At 71.8% G+C, this 18,925-nt stretch carries 16 protein-coding genes; 9 read left to right on the top strand and 7 right to left on the bottom strand.

Annotated elements, in window-relative coordinates; genetic code table 11:
• Nucleotides 1-191: 191 nt before the first annotated feature.
• The 3 genes from ACZ7OH_RS27770 to ACZ7OH_RS27760 are packed head-to-tail and all read right to left on the bottom strand — an operon-like array spanning nucleotide 192 to nucleotide 3,425.
• Nucleotides 192-1,355 (bottom strand): lactate 2-monooxygenase, encoded by a 1,164-nt coding sequence (locus tag ACZ7OH_RS27770; protein WP_470283471.1) that lies wholly within the window; start codon nucleotides 1,353-1,355, stop codon nucleotides 192-194.
• A 49-nt stretch (nucleotides 1,356-1,404) separates the two neighbouring features.
• Entirely contained in the window at nucleotides 1,405-1,971 is a 567-nt protein-coding gene (locus tag ACZ7OH_RS27765; RefSeq protein ID WP_470283470.1) for a GNAT family N-acetyltransferase, read from the bottom strand.
• Nucleotides 1,968-3,425, bottom strand: a complete 1,458-nt coding sequence (locus tag ACZ7OH_RS27760; RefSeq protein WP_470283469.1) for an APC family permease — start codon at nucleotides 3,423-3,425, stop codon at nucleotides 1,968-1,970. Before ACZ7OH_RS27760 ends, ACZ7OH_RS27765 begins: the two co-directional genes overlap by 4 nt.
• 174 nt (nucleotides 3,426-3,599) lie before the next feature.
• Here ACZ7OH_RS27760 and ACZ7OH_RS27755 point away from each other — a divergent pair, with 174 nt between their 5' ends.
• From ACZ7OH_RS27755 to ACZ7OH_RS27740, 4 genes are all read left to right on the top strand, one after another.
• Nucleotides 3,600-4,232: a GOLPH3/VPS74 family protein gene (locus tag ACZ7OH_RS27755; RefSeq protein ID WP_470283468.1), complete on the top strand. Its 633-nt coding sequence runs from the start codon at nucleotides 3,600-3,602 to the stop codon at nucleotides 4,230-4,232.
• Nucleotides 4,233-4,903: 671 nt separating this feature from the next.
• Nucleotides 4,904-6,064 carry a saccharopine dehydrogenase family protein gene (locus ACZ7OH_RS27750; RefSeq protein ID WP_470283467.1) on the top strand — a complete coding sequence of 387 codons (1,161 nt, stop codon included), beginning with the start codon at nucleotides 4,904-4,906 and terminating at the stop codon, nucleotides 6,062-6,064.
• A 122-nt stretch (nucleotides 6,065-6,186) separates the two neighbouring features.
• Nucleotides 6,187-8,295 (top strand): M4 family metallopeptidase, encoded by a 2,109-nt coding sequence (locus ACZ7OH_RS27745; RefSeq protein WP_470283466.1) that lies wholly within the window; start codon nucleotides 6,187-6,189, stop codon nucleotides 8,293-8,295.
• A gap of 76 nt (nucleotides 8,296-8,371) precedes the next feature.
• Nucleotides 8,372-9,373 carry a hypothetical protein gene (locus tag ACZ7OH_RS27740; protein WP_470283465.1) on the top strand — a complete coding sequence of 334 codons (1,002 nt, stop codon included), beginning with the start codon at nucleotides 8,372-8,374 and terminating at the stop codon, nucleotides 9,371-9,373.
• Here the strand turns inward: ACZ7OH_RS27740 and ACZ7OH_RS27735 are convergent.
• Nucleotides 9,273-10,751 (bottom strand): flavin-containing monooxygenase, encoded by a 1,479-nt coding sequence (locus ACZ7OH_RS27735; RefSeq protein WP_470283464.1) that lies wholly within the window; start codon nucleotides 10,749-10,751, stop codon nucleotides 9,273-9,275. The genes ACZ7OH_RS27740 and ACZ7OH_RS27735 overlap by 101 nt on opposite strands.
• 66 nt (nucleotides 10,752-10,817) lie before the next feature.
• On the opposite strand from ACZ7OH_RS27735, the gene ACZ7OH_RS27730 reads away from it, so the two are divergent.
• The 3 genes from ACZ7OH_RS27730 to ACZ7OH_RS27720 all read left to right on the top strand — a co-directional run bounded on the left by ACZ7OH_RS27730 (nucleotide 10,818) and on the right by ACZ7OH_RS27720 (nucleotide 13,106).
• Nucleotides 10,818-11,408 (top strand): TetR/AcrR family transcriptional regulator, encoded by a 591-nt coding sequence (locus ACZ7OH_RS27730; protein WP_470283463.1) that lies wholly within the window; start codon nucleotides 10,818-10,820, stop codon nucleotides 11,406-11,408.
• Nucleotides 11,409-11,582: 174 nt separating this feature from the next.
• Nucleotides 11,583-12,437 carry a chitosanase gene (locus ACZ7OH_RS27725; protein ID WP_470283462.1) on the top strand — a complete coding sequence of 285 codons (855 nt, stop codon included), beginning with the start codon at nucleotides 11,583-11,585 and terminating at the stop codon, nucleotides 12,435-12,437.
• A 33-nt stretch (nucleotides 12,438-12,470) separates the two neighbouring features.
• A complete protein-coding gene (locus ACZ7OH_RS27720; RefSeq protein WP_470283461.1) occupies nucleotides 12,471-13,106 on the top strand; it encodes a L,D-transpeptidase family protein in 636 nt (211 codons plus the stop codon).
• Here ACZ7OH_RS27720 and ACZ7OH_RS27715 read toward each other — a convergent pair.
• Genes ACZ7OH_RS27715 through ACZ7OH_RS27705 form a run of 3 tightly spaced genes read right to left on the bottom strand, consistent with a single transcriptional unit; the run spans nucleotide 13,096 to nucleotide 15,245 of the window.
• Nucleotides 13,096-14,082: a PHP domain-containing protein gene (locus ACZ7OH_RS27715; protein WP_470283460.1), complete on the bottom strand. Its 987-nt coding sequence runs from the start codon at nucleotides 14,080-14,082 to the stop codon at nucleotides 13,096-13,098. The genes ACZ7OH_RS27720 and ACZ7OH_RS27715 overlap by 11 nt on opposite strands.
• Before the next feature lie 9 nt (nucleotides 14,083-14,091).
• Complete coding sequence (locus ACZ7OH_RS27710; RefSeq protein ID WP_470283459.1) at nucleotides 14,092-14,595, bottom strand: metallophosphoesterase family protein; 504 nt, start codon at nucleotides 14,593-14,595, stop codon at nucleotides 14,092-14,094.
• Nucleotides 14,592-15,245 carry a GntR family transcriptional regulator gene (locus ACZ7OH_RS27705; RefSeq protein ID WP_400908060.1) on the bottom strand — a complete coding sequence of 218 codons (654 nt, stop codon included), beginning with the start codon at nucleotides 15,243-15,245 and terminating at the stop codon, nucleotides 14,592-14,594. Before ACZ7OH_RS27705 ends, ACZ7OH_RS27710 begins: the two co-directional genes overlap by 4 nt.
• A 77-nt stretch (nucleotides 15,246-15,322) precedes the next feature.
• Between ACZ7OH_RS27705 and araD the strand changes: the two genes are divergently transcribed.
• Nucleotides 15,323-17,050: an L-arabinonate dehydratase gene (gene araD / locus ACZ7OH_RS27700; RefSeq protein ID WP_470283458.1), complete on the top strand. Its 1,728-nt coding sequence runs from the start codon at nucleotides 15,323-15,325 to the stop codon at nucleotides 17,048-17,050.
• A gap of 87 nt (nucleotides 17,051-17,137) precedes the next feature.
• Nucleotides 17,138-18,919 (top strand): VanW family protein, encoded by a 1,782-nt coding sequence (locus ACZ7OH_RS27695; RefSeq protein ID WP_470283457.1) that lies wholly within the window; start codon nucleotides 17,138-17,140, stop codon nucleotides 18,917-18,919.
• The last annotated feature ends 6 nt before the right edge of the window (nucleotides 18,920-18,925 follow it).

Genomic DNA, 18,925 nt, shown 5'->3' with positions numbered 1-18,925 from the left:
ATCCACTCCGGCCGCGACGCTGTGATCACCTGCACCACACCAACATGATCAACTACCGGCCCGGCCGCTCCGACACCGGGTTACGAGACATCCCTCAGGGGAAAGGCGAACGGGAACCGGGCGGCCCGCGATCGGCCTCGAACGGTAGCCACCGGTCCCGCGGCTGTCCGCCGCTTTCCCGATTCGTTACCTCACGTCCGCTGGAGCGAGTCCGGGCCCAGGTCGGCGAGGGTGCGGTGGCCGGAAAGCCCCATGGTCAGGTCGAAGTCCGCCAGCAGGCTCCGCAGCACGTGGCGCACGCCCTCCTCGCCCGCGTGCGCCAGGCCGTACACCCACGGGCGGCCGACCAGCACCGCCCGCGCGCCCAGCGCGATCGCCTTCAGCACGTCCGAGCCCGTGCGCACGCCCGAGTCGAACAGCACCTCCATGCGGTCGCCCACCGCCGCGACGATGCCCGGCAGCGCCTCCAGCGCCCCGATCGCGCCGTCGACCTGGCGGCCGCCGTGGTTGGAGACGACGATGCCGTCCATCCCGGCCTCGGCCGCACGGCGAGCGTCGGCGACGTGCTGGATGCCCTTGAGCACGATCGGGCCGTCCCAGTGCTCGCGCAGGAACGGCAGCTGGTCCCACGTCCGGTCGGTGCCGGTGATCATGCCGATCCACGTCAGGATCGCCGTGCCGCGGTCCTCCTCCGGCGTCTTCTGCAGCCGAGAGAGGAACACCGGGTCGGTGAACGGGACGGCGAGCCCCTCGCCCTGCAGGAACGGCAGGTACGACTGGTCCAGATCGGACGGTCGCCAGGCCAGCGTCCACGTGTCGAGCGTGACGACCAGCGCCGTGTAGCCGGCCGCCTTCGCCCGGGCCAGCAGGCTCGCGCAGACGTCCGGGTCGCCGGGCCAGTACAGCTGGAACCAGCGCGGGCCGTCGCCGTTGGCCTCGGCGGCGTCCTCGATACCGGTCGACGACGCCGTCGACAGGGTGAACGGCAGACCCACCGAAGCGGCCGCGCGGGCGGTCGCGGATTCGGCGTCCGGGTGCACGATCGACTGGACGCCGACGGGCGCGACGGCCACCGGCGCGGCCAGCCGGGTGCCGAGCACCGTCGTCGAGAGGTCGCGGTCGGTCGCGCCGGTCAGCATCCGCGGCACGACGCGCCAGCGGTCGAACGCCTCGCGGTTGGCGCGGGCGGTCGCGCCCGAGCCCGCCGAACCCGCGACGTAGGAGAAGGGGCCGGGCGCCATGAGCTCGCGGGCCGACGCTTCGAGCTTGGTCGCGTCCGTCGAGCACGGCGGCAGCTGCCCACCGAGTCCCTGCAGGTAGAGCTCGTTCTGGTAGCTGCCGAAGCGTTCGATCACGGCTTTCCTCCTCGCGTTCGAGGGGGCACTGTACTCGCCGGTAACGGGCTCAGGCCGGGGCGCGCCACATCGGCTGCATCGGCGGTCCGCCGGGTGGCCGGAACGCGGGCCCGTGGTCGCGGAACCCGAGCCGGCGGTAGAGCCGCGTGCTGTCCGGCGAGCTGGCCTCCAGGTAGGTGGGGACGCCCTCGGCGTCGTAGCGGGCGAGGCCGTGACGCAGCAGCCGCGCGCCGATGCCCCGGCGTTGCCGGCCGGGCCGGACGCCGATGAACTGCGCGTGCCAGTGCGGTTCGGCGGGCTCGCGGCCGGCCATCATGGCGAGCAGGACGTCCAGCCGCTCCTGCTCGTCCGGGTCGAGCCCGGCGACCGGCTCGTCGTCACCGGCGCTCCCGGGCAGCCAGATCACCGCCGCCGAGTGGTCCTCGGTGACGTCGACGCTGCCCACGGCGAACCCGGCCAGGAGGAGCTCGCGGAAGAACGCCGGGTGCGCGACGTCGCGGCGGCGCTCGTCGCCGGGGAACACCCAGCGGCTCATCGGGTCGTCCTGGAAGGCGGCGACCAGGGTCGCGAGCACCGCGTCCAGTTCGGCCGGTTGCGCGGCGCGGACGTCGCTCACCGCGTCTCCACGAGTTCGTCTTCGCGCAGCGGGCCGCCGATCGCCGCGTAGACCTCCGGCCGCCGGGTGCGCAGCGCCTCGGCCCGCAGGAACCCGGCCAGGCCGGCGAGCACCAGCAGGCCCGGCAGACCCCAGCGCAGCCACGGGATCGAGCCCGCCGGGCCGAGCAGGACGTCGAAGTTGACGACGATCAGCACCAGGATCGCGGTCAGCGTCACCGCCGCCAGCGCGGGTGCGCCCGCGCGCCGCCACCACGTCTCGCGGCCGGGGCGGCGGCGGAAGAACCCGATGACCGACAGCGAAACCGCGACCATGATGATCGTGACGCCGGTCGACGCGGTGACGCCGGTCCAGGTGAAGAGGTCGGTGAACGGGTCGCGGCCGGCCAGCGCGAACACCGAGACCACGACCAAGCCGATGGTGGTCTGGACCAGTGAGCCGCCGATGGGCGCGCCGGTGCGCTTGCTGGTGCGGCTGAAGCCGTCCGGCAGCAGCCCTTCGCGGCCCAGTGCGAAGAAGTAGCGCGCGACGGCGTTGTGGAAGCTCAGCAGCGCGGCGCACTGGCTGGTCAGGAAGAGCACGTACGCGGTGTCGGCGAAGGCCGTGCCGAAGTACCGGCCACCGAGCCCGAACAGCAGGCCCGGTCCTTCGGTGGCGGCGCGCTCGACGATGTGGTCCGGACCGGTCGCGACCGCCATCCCGAGCGAGGACGCGATGTACAGCACGGCGGTCAGCCCGATCGCGATGTAGGTCGCGCGGCCGACCGTCTTGCGCGGGTCGCGGCTCTCCTCGCCGTAGGTGGCGGCGCCCTCGAAACCGAGGAAAACCGCGATGGAGAAAGCGAAAACGGCCCCGACCCCCGCCGTGAAGAGGCTCGACGGCTCCAGCGGGGTGAGCGCACTGCCCGCGGGGTGGCTGAACATCCCGGCGTTCAGCACGACGAGCACCGCGACTTCGAGGCCGAGCGCGACGCCGAGCACCTTCGCGTTGAGGTCGATCCGCAGCACGCCGCCCGCGCCGACGACGAGCACCATCAGCAGCGCGATCGGCCACCACGGCAGGTCCGTCCCGAACGTCGTGTTCAGCCAGGTGGACACCGACAGCCCGAACAAGCCGAAGACGCCGGTCTGGATGGAGCTGTAGGCGAGCACGGTCACGTACGCGACGGCGGTGCCCGCGGAGCGTCCGATCCCGTGCGCCACATAGGGGTAGAACGCGCCGGCGTTCGTGATGTACCGGCTCATCGCGGCGTACCCGACGCCGAACAGCGCGAGCACCGGGGCCAGCAGCACGAACGACAACGGCACGCCGACGCTGCCGGTGACCGCGTACGTCGCCGAGACACCGCCGGCGATCGCGTACAGCGGACCCGCCGCCGCGACGACGAAGAAGACGATCTGGGCGGCGCCGAGCCGCCTGGTGCCGAGGCCGCGCCCCGGCGTGTGGGTTCCCATGGACCTTTCCCCCCGCGCCTAGGTGATCTTGGCGGCGGCGACCCAGAGTAGGGGGTTTTTGTGGTGCGACGGTACGTCCGTTCGGGGTAAAGGTGACGGCACCGAAAGCGGCGCGAAGCCGGACCGCTATCTTCGGCATCCTCACCGCGACCGCCCAGGGGGCCGTTTTCCGTCATGCGCCGGCTCACCTTGGTGGATTCCTTCTTCTTCCTCGGCCACGACGAGTTCACCGGGCGCCCGGTGCTCAGTCGGACGTCGTTGGGCATCGGCCTGGCGGGCTCGGCGTTGTGCGACTTGCTGTTCACCGACCGGATCACGGTCGAGGACCGGAAGGTGCGCGTGATCGCCGACCGGCCGCCGGGTATTCCGACCGCCGATCACGTGTTTTCCGAAATTGTTTCGGAAACGGCGACGCACAGCGTCCGCGACTGGGTGGATCACCTGCGCGCGGAACTGCCGTCGGTGGCGGCGGACAATCTGGTCGCGCTCGGCCTGGTCCGGCGAACGCCGGCGTTGTTGCGCCGATCCCGCTACCTACCGGCGGACCTGCTGGTCTCGACGGCGGCGCGAAGCAAGGCCCGGGCGGCGGTGTTCGGCATCGACCGCCCGGACCCCCACGCGGCGTGCTTGGCGCTGCTGGCGTGGACGGCGGGAGTGGACGACCTGTGCGAGCCTGAGCTGGACCGGGCGCGGGTGCGGGCGTGGATGGAGGACACGCACCACGCCCTGCCGCGCCGGATAGCGGACGTGATCGCGGGAGTGGCGGCGGTTGCGGCGGCGGTGGTGTACACGGGGGACCGGAAGTAGGTGGGGCGGTGCGGGAGAGGCGGGCGCCGGTCGCTTGCGCTGCGCGAGCGGAAGCGCCCGGCAACAACCCTCGCGCACCGGCGCCCCAGCGGCGGCGGCCGCAGCGGGCGACCGGAGGCAACCGACACGCGGCGACGGCGAGCCTCGCGCGCCAGCAATCCGGCACGACCGCCGGCGGCGCTCGCCCGCACCGGCGAACCCGAGGCAACCACGCGCGGCGGCCGGCCTCGCGCACCAGCAACACGGCGCGACCATTCAGCGGCGGTTCCTCGCGCGCGCGAACGAAAGCGCCGGCTGGCGCCGGCAACAACCCACACGCCCCGCGCGACCAGCCGGCGGCGCTCGCCCGCACCGGCGAACCCGAGGCAACCACGCGCGGCGGCCGACCTCGCGCACCAGCAACACGGCGCGACCAGCCAGCGGGGGCTCCCCGCGCCGGGCGACCGGAAGCGCCAGCGGGCGCCGGCAACAACCCTCGCGACCCGGCGCGAGCAGCCTGCCGCGCTTCCCCGCGCCGGCAACCACCCTCGCCCATCCGTAACCCGGCGCGACCAGCCGGCGGCGCTCACCTGCACCGGCGAGCCCAGCGCACCGCGCGAACGACACCCGGCACCCTTCCGTACCCGCGGGTAACCTGACCCCGTCCGCCGTCGACGTCCTCTGGAGGAGACATGCGCGCGCATGACGTGGTCCTTTTCGGCGCCACCGGGTTCACCGGGGGGCTCACCGCCGAATACCTCGCCCGGCACGCGCCCGCGGACCTGCGGTGGGCCCTCGCCGGGCGCAACCGAAGCAAGCTCGAAGCCGTCCGCGCGCGGCTCGCCGCCATCGACGACCGCCTCTCCTCCCTCGACCTGCTCGTCGCCGACTCCGGCGACGCCGCCTCGCTCAAGGCCGTCGCCGAGGCGACCAAGGTCGTCATCACCACCGTCGGCCCCTACCTCACCCAGGGCGAGCCGCTCGTGGCCGCGTGCGCCGCGGCCGGTACCGACTACGTCGACCTCACCGGCGAACCCGAGTTCGTCGACCGGATGTACCTCGCCCACGACCGGCGGGCCCGCGAAACCGGCGCGCGGCTCGTGCACGCCTGCGGCTTCGACTCCATCCCGCACGACCTCGGCGCCTACTTCACCGTCAAGCAGCTGCCCGAAGGCGTTCCACTCAAGGTCGACGGCTACGTCCGGGCCAGCGGGATGCCGTCCGGCGGCACCTTCCTCAGCGCGCTGACCATCATGTCCCGGCTCCCGGCCGGCGCCCGCGTCGCGAAGGAACGCGCGGCCGCCGAACCGCGACCCGCCGGGCGCTTCACCCACGCGCCGCTCGGCCGTCCGCACCGGGTCGCCGACGCCGGCTGGTGGGCCGTGCCGCTGCCGACCATCGATCCCGAGGTCGTCCGCCGGTCGGCCGCCGCGTCCGAGCGCTACGGGCCCGACTTCACCTACCGGCACTTCGCCGCCGTCAAACACCTGCCCGTGCTCGCCGGCGGCGTGCTCGGCGCCGGCGCGCTGCTCGCCGCCGCTCAGGTCCCGCCCGCGCGGCGCGGGCTTTCCCGTTTGCTGGCCCCCGGCAACGGCCCCAGCCCGGAACGCCGGGCGCGCTCGTGGTTTTCCGTGCGGTTCATCGGCGAGGGCGGCGGCGAGCGCGTCGTCACCGAGGTCTCCGGCGGCGACCCCGGCTACGACGAAACGGCGAAGATGCTCGCGGAATCGGCGTTGTGCCTCGCGACGGACGAACTCCCGGAAACCGCGGGCCAGGTGACCACCGCGACCGCGATGGGCGACGCCCTCATCGACCGCCTCACCAAAGCCGGCCTGCGCTTCCACACCCTCTGAGCGATTTCACACCGCCGCGGCGTGAAAGTTCGCCGCTGTGATGAACCTTCTGCCGCTCCCGGACCGCGCTTAACGTCGATCGGGTTCTCCCTCCCCCCCATCGCGTTTTCGCAAGGAGCGTCATGAGATTGCCCCAACGGTTCGCCGCGCTCGGCGGGGCGACGGCGGCGGGCATGGTGGTGGTCGGCATCGCCGTCGCCGCGCCCGCGCAGCCCGTCCCCGAACCGCCTCCGTCCGCCGCGCAGGCCCAGGCCAACGCCACCAGCGCCGCCGCGAACCTCGTCAACGCGCGGGCCGCCGCCCTCCACCCCGGCGCGCACGACAAGTTCGTCCAGCGCGACGTGCGGTCGGCCAACGGCCTGTCGTACGTCGTCTACGACCGCACCTACGACGGCCTGCCCGTGATCGGCGGCGACCTCGTCATCGCCACCGACTCCGCCGGCACCGTCAAGACCACGTCCGTCGCGCAGCAGCAGGCCCTCGGCGATCTCGACGTCCACGGCGCGAAGCTCACGGCCGCGCAGGCCGAAACCGTGGCACGCAAGCAGGTCCGCGGGCCGAAGAGCCTGCCGGGCGGGAAGCTCGTCGTGGTCGCCGACGGCGCCGGGCGGCTCGCGTACGAGAGCAACGTCGAGGGCACTGACGAACACGGCGAGCCGAGCAGCCTGAGCGTCTACGTCGACGCGGTGGACGGGCGCGTGCTGCGGACCGTCCAGCACGTCGCCGCGGGCACCGGCACCGGCAAGTGGAACGGGCCGGCGCCGCTGCCGTTGAACACGACGAAGTCCGGCAGCACGTACTCGATGGCCGACCCGAACACGCCGAACCTCGACTGCCGCGACTACAACAGCGACTCCGTCCTCACCGGACCGGACGACAGCTGGGGCAACGGGACCGGCACGAACATCGAGACCGGCTGCGCCGACGCGCTGTTCGTCGCGCAGACCGAGAAGAAGATGCTCTCGGAGTGGGTGGGCCGCAACGGGTTCACCGGCAACGGCGGCGCGTGGAAGATCCGCGTCGGCCTCGACGACGAGAACGCGTACTACTACAACTCGCGGCCCGCGTACGTGAACCTCGGCCACAACCCGAGCGGCGAGTGGGTCGGCTCGCTCGACATCCTCGGCCACGAGATGGGCCACGGCGTCGACGACTACTCCGGGTCCGGCGGCTTCTCCGGCGGCGGCACGCAGGAGTTCATCGCGGACACGTTCGGCACGGCGACGGAGTTCTACGCGAACGAACCGTCCCAGTACGACCCGCCGGACTACGCGATCGGCGAAGAGGTCAACCTGGTCGGCACCGGCGCGCTCCGGTACATGTACGACCCCTCCAAGGTCGGGGACCCGAGCTGCTACTCCAGCTCGACGCCGAACGCGGAGGTGCACAAGGCGGCCGGCCCCGGCGACCACTGGTTCTACCTGCTCGCCGAGGGCAGCAACCCGACCGACGGGCAGCCGACGAGCTCGACGTGCAACAACAGCACCGTCGCGGGCATCGGCATCCGCAAGGCGATCAACATCATGCACGGCGCCCTGCAGCTGAAGACGTCCGGCAGTTCCTACCTGCGGTACCGGACGTGGACGCTGCAGGCCGCGAAGAACCTGTACCCGGACAGCTGCGCCGAGTTCGACGCCGTGAAGGCGGCGTGGAACGCGGTGAGCGTCCCGGCGCAGTCCGGCGACCCGACGTGCACCGGCACGCCGCCGACCACGACCACCCCACCCACGACCACTCCGCCCACGACGACTCCGCCGACCACCACGACTCCCCCGGGCGGCTGCAGCGGGCAGCTGGTGCAGAACCCGGGCTTCGAGTCCGGCAAGGCGTCGTGGACCGACCCGGACACCACCATCGGCCAGTGGGGCGGCCAGGCGCCGGCGCGCTCGGGCACCTGGGACTCCTGGCTCGGCGGCTGGGGTTCGGCGCACACCGACACGCTCACGCAGTCCGTCACGATCCCGGCCGGCTGCCGGGCGAGCCTGACGTTCTGGCTGCGCGTGTGGACGGCCGAGACCGAGAACGTCGCGTACGACAACCTCATCGTGTCCGCCGGTTCGACGACGCTGGCGACGTACTCCAACCTCGACCGGAACTCCGCCTACGTCCAGAAGACGCTCGACTTGTCTTCGTTCGCGGGCCAGACGATCACGCTGAAGTTCGCCGGGACGGAGGACCAGTCGCTGCAGACGTCGTTCGCCGTCGACGACACCGGGGTCACCGTGAGCTGACCCCCACGGGGCCTGCCACCTACTTTGGTGGCAGGCCTCGTTGCGTCCGGTGCGTCCGGTATTCATGCTTACCCGAATGGATGCGTTCCCCGAGAGCGACACTGACGACGCCGAAGTCGTCGACGCGGTCCGGGAAGGACCGTTCGACGTGGCCTTCGACCTGGTGATCCGGCACCGCGGGCTGAGCCTGGAGGCGCTGCAGCGGCGGATGGCGATCCGGGGCGCCCAGGTCAGCCTGGCCACGCTGAGCTACTGGCGCCGGGGCCGGCGGCACCCCGAAGGACCGCGTTCGCTGCACGCGGTGGGCGTCGCCGAAGGGTGCCTCGGCCTGCCCGCGGCCGCGTTGACCAGCCTGGTGGCGCGGCCCCGGGTGCGCCGGGCCGAGCCGTGGCCGGGCGGGGTCAGCCTGGCCAGCGCGCTCGGGTCGGAGCCGACGGAGCTGGCATCGTGCGACGGCATCGACCTCGACGGCAACGCCCGGCTGGCGCTGGCGTCGGTGCACCAGCGGGCGACGCTGGGCGCGGACCGCACCGAGCGGTCGGTGCGCACCGAGCTGGTGGTGACCAGCCGCGAGGACGGCGTCGACCGCTGGGTGTCGTTCTTCCGGCCCCAGACGGGCGGCGGCCACCGGCCCGTGCTGCGGTCGGCCCGCTGCTGCCGCCCGGGCCGCGTCCGCCGCGACGCCGCGTCCGAGCTGATGGCGGTGGAGCTGCGGTTCGACTACCCGCTGCGGGCGGGCGAGACATACGTGTTCGACTTCGAGTTCGCTTACGACGGGGTGCCGCCGGAGACGAGTTACCTGCAGTTCGGGTATGGGCGCCGGCCCGCCAGATCGTGCTGCAGGCGTGCTTCGACCCGGCGGCGGTGCCGGTGCGCTGCTACCGCTACGACGGGGAGGCCTCGGCCGAGCGGCCGGAGCTGCCGGTGGGTCCGAGCGGGACGAGCCACATCGCGGTGCTGGACGCCCAGCCGGGGGTCTACGGCCTGTGCTGGGAGTGGGACTGACCGATCTCGTAGTCCGCCTCGTCGAACGCGCCCACCCGCGACCGCAGCCGCCCGGTCGAGAACGGCCAGCTGAAGCTGTTGCGCCCGTTGACATCCGTGTAGTAGCTCGAACACCCGCCCGACTGGTACACCGTCCCCGGCAGCGCGGCCTGGACCTCCGCGTTGAACGCGTCCTGCACCGACGGCCGCACCGACACCGACTCCCAGCCCGAACGCAAGGTCCGCGTCACGGCCGAAACCGTGTGCCGCAGCTGGGCCTCCAGGATCATGAACGCCGACGAGTGCCCGGTCCCCAGGCTCGGGCCCAGCAGCAGGTAGAGGTTCGGGAACCCGGCCACCGTCGTCCCCGCGTAGGCCCGCGGGCTCCCCTTCCAGTGGTCGTCCAGGCTCCGGCCGTCGCCGTCGAAGACCCGCGACGACACCGGCATGTCGAGGATGTGGAAGCCCGTGCCGAAGATGATCGCGTCCACATCGGCGGAGGAACCGTCCGCGCCGAGAACCCTGCTGCCGGACACCGCGCGCACCGCCGTCGGGTGAACGTCCACATGCGACTGCGTCAGCGACCGGTAGTACGTGTTCGACATCAGCAACCGCTTGCACCCCAGCGTGTAGTCCGGCGTCAACGCCCGGCGCAACGCAGGATCCCGCACCGCGAGCCGCAGATGCGCGAGCCCGACCTTCTGCACCTGCCGCAGCAGCCACGGGTGCCGGAACCCGAAGCCGAGGGTCTCCATCGCCCCGTCTTCCGCGCTGCGCAACGCCCGCTGCAGCGCGGGAAACCGCCGCAGCAGGAACCGCTCCACGCCAGGGACGGCGTGATCCGGCTTCGGCAGCACCCACTGCGCCGTGCGCTGGAACAGGTGCAACCGGCCGACGGAAGGCACGATCCGCGGCACGAACTGGACCGCCGACGCGCCCGTGCCGATCACCGCGACCCGCTTGCCCTCCAGGTCGTAACCGTGGTTCCACCGCGCGGAGTGGAAGACCTCGCCCGGGAAGCCGCCGAGCCCCGGCAGGTCCGGGACCAGCGGCTCGTGCCACGGCCCGGTGCCGGCGACCAGGACCCGCGCCGAGTACGGGCCGCGGGTCGTCTCCAGCTCCCAGAGGGACTCCCGGGCGTTCCACTGCGCCCGCGTCACCTCCACGCCGTACCGGATCTTGGGTGTGACGCCGAACCGCGACGCCGTGTCCGCCAGGTACGCGCGGATCTCCGCCTGCCCGGCGAAGGCCCGCGTCCACCCGGGATTCGGCGCGAACGAGTACGAGTACAGCGCGGACGGGACGTCACACGCGCAGCCGGGATACGTGTTGTCGCGCCAGGTTCCGCCGAGCGAGCCGGCTTTCTCCAGCACGGCGAGGTCGTCGACGCCGGCCTGGCCGAGCCGGATGGCGGCCCCCAGCCCGGACGCCCCGGCGCCGACGACGAGGACCGCGAAGTGGCGTTGCTCCATTTTCGGAGACTAGCAGTATCTCAATACTGGCGGTACCCCGATTCCGGCCCTGGCTAGAGTGGCGCCATGGCCCGACTCACCCGCGCGGAAAGCCAGGCGCGCACCCGCGAGCAGCTGATCGAGACCGCCAAGCTGCTCTTCCTGCGCGACGGCTACTCGGTGACGTCGCTGGAGAAGGTCGCGGACGAGGCCGGCTACTCGAAGGGCGCGGTGTACTCGAACTTCCGCAACAAGGACGAGCTCTGCCTCGCCGTCCTCGACCGGATCCACGACGACCAGGTCGCGCTGATCGCGGAAGCGCTGGTCGGCGCCGAGGGCGTGGACGACCTGCTGGCCGCGTTCCAGACCTGGGCCGAGCGCAGCATCGGCGACGAGGCCTGGACGGCCCTGGAGGTCGAGTTCGCCACGAACGCGCGGCGCAACCCGCACGTGCGCGCCGAACTGGCCGCGCGGGACAAGGCGATCCGCGACACCATCGCCGGCCTGCTGAGCGGGTACGCCGAGCGGTTCGGGATCACGCTCCCGATGCCGGCCGACGACGCCGCGACGGCGTTGCTCAGCCTCGGCATCGGCCTCGGCGTGCAGCGGGCGATCGACCCGACGATCCCGGTGAACGTGCTGCCGGACGTCATCCGCATCTTCACCGGGACGCGCTGACCGTCCTCAGAGGACCCCGCGGGGTGGTCTGGACCGTTCACGAACCTGAACGATTTCCGCCTCTTGTGGAGCGTGCTGACTCTTCGCTACCGTGTCGCTACGCCGCAGCTCCACCCTCATCACCCGTACCGCCGTGATCCCCCACGGCGCACCCCGCGGAAAGGGTCTCCACCCATGAGCAAGAAGTTGCGGCCGGTCGTCATCGGCGCGCTCGGCGCGGCCTCCGTCGCCGCCCTCGTGATCACCACCCCCGCGCTCTCCTCGGCGGCACCCGCGCCCCTGGCCGCGAACAGCGCCACCAGCGCGACCGCCCGCGCCGTCGGCGACCTGTCGGCCCCGGCGAAGAAGGAGATCGCGATGAAGCTGGTCTCCAGCGCGGAAAACTCCTCGCTGGACTGGAAAGCCCAGTACAAGTACATCGAGGACATCGGCGACGGCCGCGGGTACACCGCCGGCATCATCGGGTTCTGCTCCGGCACCGGCGACATGCTCGAGCTCGTCCAGGCCTACACGGACTCCGTCCCGGACAACCCCCTCGCCAAGTACCTTCCCGCGCTGCGCAAGGTGAACGGCACCGCCTCGCACGCCGGCCTCGGCTCGGCGTTCGAAAGCGCCTGGAAGCAGGCTGCGGCCACCACGGCGTTCCAGACCGCGCAGAACAACGAGCGCGACCGGGTGTACTTCGACCCCGCAGTCAGCCAGGGCAAGTCCGACGGACTCAGCAACCTCGGCCAGTTCGCCTACTACGACGCCATCGTCATGCACGGCCCCGGCGACAGCTCCGACAGCTTCGGCGGCATCCGCAAGGCCGCGATGAAGAAGGCGAAGACCCCCGCCCAGGGCGGCGACGAGGCCACCTACCTCAAGGCGTTCTTCGCCGCCCGCAAGGTCATCATGAAGCAGGAAGAGGCGCACGCCGACACCTCGCGCGTCGACACCGAGCAGGTGGTGTTCCTCAACGCGGGCAACTTCGACCTGCACACCCCGCTGAACTGGAAGGTCTACGGGGACTCCTACACGATCAACTGACGCATCCGGCGTGGCACCGTTAGGCTCTCCGGCATGCGCAGGAGATCCCTCGGTGCCACGCTGGCCGCGGCCGCGCTGCTCTCCGGGGCAGCCGCCGCGCCGGGGCCGACGGGCCCGGAGCAGCGCGTCACCGTCGCCGCCGGCTCGGCGGACGCGACGACCGCCGTCCTGACCGCCTGGCAGCGCACCGGCGGCGACTGGACGAAGGCGTACGGCCCGGTCGAGGCGTTCGTCGGCGCGGACGGCGTCGGCAAGGCGAGCGAAACCGTCTCCCGCACCCCGGCCGGGACGTGGCCGCTGACCGAGGCCTTCGGCCACCGGCCCGCCACCACCCGGTTGCCCTACCGGCAGGTCACCACCGCGGACTGGTGGGTCTCGGACGTGAAATCCCCGTACTACAACACGCACTTCTCGTGCGCTCCCGGCACGTGCCCGTTCGACGAGGCCGCCGGGGAGAACCTCGGGCAGGCGGGCCCGGTCTACGACCACGCCGTCGTCATCGACTACAACCGCGCACCCGTGGTGCCGGGCGCGGGCTCGGCGTTCTTCCTGCACGTCACGGACGGGAAGCCGACGGCGGGCTGCGTCGCGATCCCGGCGTCCGACCTCGACGCACTCCTGCGCTGGCTCGATCCGGCGAAGCACCCGGTCATCGAGATCAGCGGCTGAGCAGGTCCTCCGCCGTGCGGGTGTTGATGATCCGCTCCGGGCCGATGCCCGCTTTGATCGCGCGTTCGCAGCCGTAGGGCTGCCAGTCGAGCTGGCCCGGCGCGTGCGCGTCGCTGTCGATGGCGAACTCGCAGCCGATCTCCGCGGCCAGCTTCAGCAGCCGCATCGGCGGGTCGAGCCGTTCGGGGCGCGAGTTGATTTCGACCGCGACGCCGTTTTCACGGCACGCGGTGAACACCGCCTCGGCGTCGAACTCCGATTCGGGACGGCCGCGGCCGACGACGAGCCGTCCGGTGCAGTGCCCCAGCACCCGGACGTGCGGGTTCCGGACGGCGGCGAGCATGCGCCGGGTCATGTCCTTCGCCGGCATCCGCAGCTTCGAGTGCACGCTCGCGACGACGAGGTCCAGCTGCCCCAGCAGCTCCTCTTCCTGGTCGAGGGCGCCGTCGTCGAGGATGTCGACCTCGATGCCGTGCAGCAGCCGGAAGGGCGCCATCAGCTCGTTGGCCTTCGCCACGATCTGCATCTGCGTCCGCAGCCGGTCCGGGGAAAGCCCGTTCGCGACGGTCAGCCGCGGCGAGTGGTCGGTCAGCACCATCCACTCGTGGCCGATGTCCCGGCCCGCGACAGCCATCTCCCCGATCGAGCTGCCGCCGTCCGACCAGTCCGAATGCGTGTGGCAGTCCCCGCGCAGCGCCGACCGCAGCGGTTCGCCGTCCGGCAGCTTCTTCTCGACGATCTTCGACCGGTACGCGGGATCCCGGCCGGCCAGCGCGTCCTCGATGACGCCGGCGGTGGCCTTCCCGATGCCGGGCAACGAGGTCAGCGTGCCGTTCTCGGCCATCGAGGCCAGTTGCGAAGCTTCGGTCTTGTCGACGGTCGCGGCCGCGTTGCGGAACGCGCGGACGCGGTAGGTCGGCTCCCCCGCGCGTTCGAGCTGGAACGCGATCTCCCGCAACGCCCATGCCGGATCCATGGACTCTTCCTACCCCTTCCGGGGCAGTTCATGCAGCTCGACGTCCGTCAGCGTGCCGTTCTCGACGCGGGCGGTCTGGTACGTGCAGAACGGCTGACGGCGGCGGTCGGTCGGCGAACCGGGGTTGAGCAGCCGCAACCCGGCCGGGGTCGTCGTGTCCCACGGGATGTGGCTGTGCCCGAACACGAGCACGTCGGTGTCCGGGAACTGCGCGTCGCAGCGCTGTTCGCGGCCCTGCTTCGAGCCCGTCTCGTGGATGACGGCCAGCCGGACGCCGTCGAGGTCCGCCCGCGCGACCTCGGGCAGCCGCGCCCGCAGGTCCGCGCCGTCGTTGTTGCCGTAGACGCCGATCAGGCGCTTGCTGCGCTGCTCCAGTTCGTCGAGCAGGCCGACCTCGACCCAGTCGCCGGCGTGCACCACGACGTCCGCCGCCTCGACCTCGTTCCACACCTGCGAAGGCAGCACGCGGGCGCGTGCGGGCAGGTGGGTGTCCGAGATGAGCAGCAGCCTCATCCGATGGCCTTGAGGACCCGCTCGAGGAAGCCGCCGATGTGGTCTTTGAGCAACGCCGCGGCGCCTTCGGCGTCGCCCTTCTTGGCCGCCGCGAGGACCGCCTTGTGCTCGGTCCACTCCTTCTTCCAGCTGGGGTTGGCTTCCCAGCCGACGACGCTGATCAGGGCCGCGCGGTCCTTGAGGTCGTCGAGGATGCTGACCAGCAGCGGGTTGCCGCAGCCCGAGTACAGGGCGCGGTGGAACCGGCGGTTGAGCAGGCTCAGCGCGGCCTGGTCCTTGTCCGCGATGGCCGTCGACGCTTCCTTCAGCGCTTCGGCGGCGTCTTCCAGCAGTTCGGGGTCGCGCCGCTCGACGGTCCGCCGGACGGCTTCCGGTTCCAGGACCATCCGCACGTCGTAGACGGACTTCGCGAGCTCGGCGTCGACCGTGACCACCGAAGCGCCCTTGTACGGGCTGAACGTCACCAGGCCCGAGTTGGACAGCACCTTGAGCGCCTCGCGCACCGGCGTCTTCGACACGCCGAGCCGCGCGGCCAGCTCCGCTTCGACGAGCGGCTGGCCGGGCACCAGTTCCCGGGTGAGGATGCCGCGACGGATCTCCTCCAGGACCACTTCGGTCCGGGAGGCGGGCAGGCTGAACGTCCCGGTCATGGTCGCTCCCTCGCATCGTGTCGGAACCCATTCAACCAGGCCCGCGAGATCATATATCAGATGCCATACTGAAGAACATGAAACTGGGTCCCCGAAAGACGCCCGAGGAGCTCCGCAGCCACCGGTGGTTCGGCGGCGAAGAACTGCGTAACTTCAGCCACCGCGCCCGCAGCCGCCAGCTCGGCTACAACCCTGAAGAGCACCTCGGCAAGCCGGTCATCGGCATCCTCAACACGTGGTCGGACATCAACCCGTGCCACATGCACCTGCGCGAACGCGCCGAGCAGGTCAAGCGCGGTGTCTGGCAGGCCGGCGGCTTCCCGCTGGAGTTCCCGGTCGCGACGCTGTCGGAGACCTACCAGAAGCCGACGCCGATGCTCTACCGCAACCTCCTCGCGATGGAGACCGAGGAGATCCTGCGGTCCTACCCGATCGACGGCGCCGTCCTGATGGGCGGCTGCGACAAGACGACACCGGCGCTGCTGATGGGCGCGGCGAGCGCGGACCTGCCCGCGATCTTCGTGCCGGCCGGGCCGATGCTGCGGGGACACTGGCGCAACGAGGTCCTCGGCAGCGGTACCGACATGTGGAAGTACTGGGACGACAAGCGGGCCGGCCTGATCGGCGACGCCGAAATGTCCGAACTGGAACGCGGCCTGGCCCGATCGCCGGGCCACTGCATGACGATGGGGACGGCGTCGACGATGACATCCGCCGCCGAGGTGCTCGGCATGACGCTGCCGGGCGCGGCATCGATCCCGGCCGTCGACTCGGCCCACCACCGGATGGCCGCGGCGAGCGGCGCGCGGATCGTCGGCATGGTCTGGGAAGACCTGACGGTGGGCCGGATCCTGGACAAGACCGCGTACGAAGACGCGATCACCACGGTGCTGGCGCTGGGCGGGTCGACCAACGCCGTGATCCACCTGATCGCGATGGCCGGGCGCAGCGGGATCCCGGTGAGCCTGGCCGACTTCGACGCGATCGCGCGGCGCGTGCCGGTGCTGGCGAACATCCGCCCGGGCGGCGACTGGCTGATGGAGGACTTCTACTACGCGGGCGGCCTGCCCGGCCTGCTCTCGCGGCTTACCGACCTGCTGCACACCGACCGGGTCACCGTCACCGGCCGCACGCTCGGCGCCGACCTCGAGGCCGCGCGCGTGCACAACGACGACGTCATCCGGCCGCGCGACAACCCGGTGGCGGCCGAGGGCGGAGTCGCCGTGCTGCACGGCAACCTCGCGCCCTCGGGCGCGGTGATCAAGCACATCGCCGCCGAGGAGCACCTGCTGACCCACACGGGCCCGGCCGTCGTTTTCGAGAACTACGCGGACCTCAAGAAGCGGATCGAAGACCCGTCCATCACCGCGGACTCGGTGCTGGTGCTGCGCGGTTCCGGCCCGCTCGGCGGCCCCGGCATGCCCGAGTACGGCATGCTGCCGATCCCGGCCCACCTGCTCGAACAGGGCGTGCGCGACATGGTCCGGATCTCCGACGCCCGGATGAGCGGGACGAGCTACGGCGCGTGCGTGCTGCACGTGGCGCCCGAGTCCCACGTCGGCGGCCCGCTGGCGCTGGTCCGCGACGGCGACCCGATCACCCTCGACGTGCCGGCGCGCGTGCTGCGGCTCGAGGTGTCCGATGAGGAGCTCGCGCGGCGGCGTTCCGAGTGGACGGCGCCGGAGCCGCGGTTCGAGCGGGGTTACGGCGCGCTCTACAGCGAACACATCACGCAGGCCGACGAAGGCTGCGACTTCGACTTCCTGGCGCGGGCCGGGCACAACCCGGAACCGGACGCGCGGTGACCGGTTCATCCCCCGTTAGGGCGAGTCGTACGGCTTGTCCGGGTGCCCCGTAGGCTGAGCCCCGTCACGCGTTGAAGGGGTGGAGAGTTGCCGTACGAACCGCGCTGGCCCGAGTCACACGGTGAGCAGACGGACGTCCTGCCGGTCGTCCGGCCCGAGCCGGACCCGGAACCGCCCAGGAAGCGCGATCTGCGCAAGGCCGGCTGGATCGCCGGCGGGGTCTTCGGCCTGCTCGTCGTGGTCTACGGCGTCGACCTGCTGGTCAGCCAGGGCAGCGTCCCGCGCGGCGTGACCGTGGCCGGCGTCGACGTCGGCGGGATGGACCGCGCCGCGGCCGAGCAGGAGCTGCGCGGGCAGATTGAACCGCGGCTGACGCGTCCGGTCGCCGTCACCGCGGGCGACGTCCAGGGCACCCTCTCGCCGGCAACCGCCGGGCTGGGCCTCGACTGGCCGAAGACCCTCGACCAGGCCGGCGAACAGCCGCTGAACCCCTTCACGCGGCTCGCGTCGCTGTTCTCCAGCCGAGAGGTCGGCGTCGTCAGCCACGCCGACGACGCCAAGCTCGCCGCCGCGCTCGACGGCCTCCGCGGCCAGGTCGACCGCGAGCCGGCCGAAGGCACCGTGAAGTTCGAGGGCGTCAACCCGGTCGCCGTGCCGCCGAAGCCCGGGCAGAAGCTCGACGTCGACGCCGCCAAGGCCGCGGTGGTCGAAAAGTGGGCGAGCGGCGCGCCGCTGGCCCTGCCGGTGACCGGCACGCCGGTCCGGACCACCCCCGAAGGCGTCCAGGCCGCGCTGGAGGAGTTCGCGCGCCCCGCCGTCTCGGGCCCGCTGGTCGTCAAGGGCGAAGGCAAGAACGCCACCGTGAAGCCGGAGGCGATCGCCGCGGCGATCACGTTCGAACCGGCCGAGGGCGGCGGGCTCACGCCGAAGATCGACAACGCCAAGATCGCCGAAGCCGCCGGGCCGCAGCTGAAGTCCACCGAGAAGGAGGGCAAGGAGGCGACGATCGTCTTCGAGGGCGGCAAGCCCGCGGTCGACCCTTCCACCGACGGCCGGACCATCGACTGGGACCCGAGCCTCAAGCCGCTGCCCGAGGTGCTGAAGAAGACCGACGGCCGCGAGGTGCCGGCCATCTACCAGGACGCCCCGGCGAAGGTGACGACCGAGCAGGCGAACCAGCTGGGCGTCAAGGAGGTCGTCGGCGAGTTCACCACCGGCGGCTTCGCGCCCGACTCCGGCACCAACATCCGCGTCGTCGCGCAGAAGGTGAACGGCGCCATCGTCAAGCCCGGGGAAACCTTCAGCCTCAACGGGTTCACCGGCCCGCGCGGCAAGCCGCAGGGGTACGTCGAGGCGGGCGTGATCAAGGACGGTGCCCCGGGCCGCGAGGTCGGCGGCGGTATCTCTCAGTTCGCGACGACGCTGTACAACGCGTCCTACTTCGCGGGCATGAAGGACGCGGGGCACAAGGAGCACAGCTACTACATCAGCCGTTACCCCGCCGCGCGCGAGGCGACGGTGTTCCAGAACCCCGACGGCTCCAGCGTCATCGACCTCAAGTTCACCAACGACTCCCCGACCGGCATCGCGATCCAGGCGATCTGGACGCCGTCGTCGATCACCGTGAAGCTGTGGGGCACCAAGCGCTACACCGTCGAGTCCGTCCCCGGCGGCCGCTCGAACCCGAGCGACCCGCAGCCCAAGCCGGGCCCGGCGGAGAACTGCCACGCGTCGAACGGCGCGCCCGGGTTCACCACGAGCGACACGCGCGTGCTCAAGGACGCCGCGTCCGGCCGCGAGGTGAGCCGGTCGACCCGGACGGTCCACTACAACCCGCAGCCGAAAATCACGTGCGGCGACGGGCAATGACCTCCT

The organism is Amycolatopsis sp. NPDC114478 (genome assembly GCF_055633805.1).
This window is presented reverse-complemented; position numbering and strand designations above follow the sequence as displayed.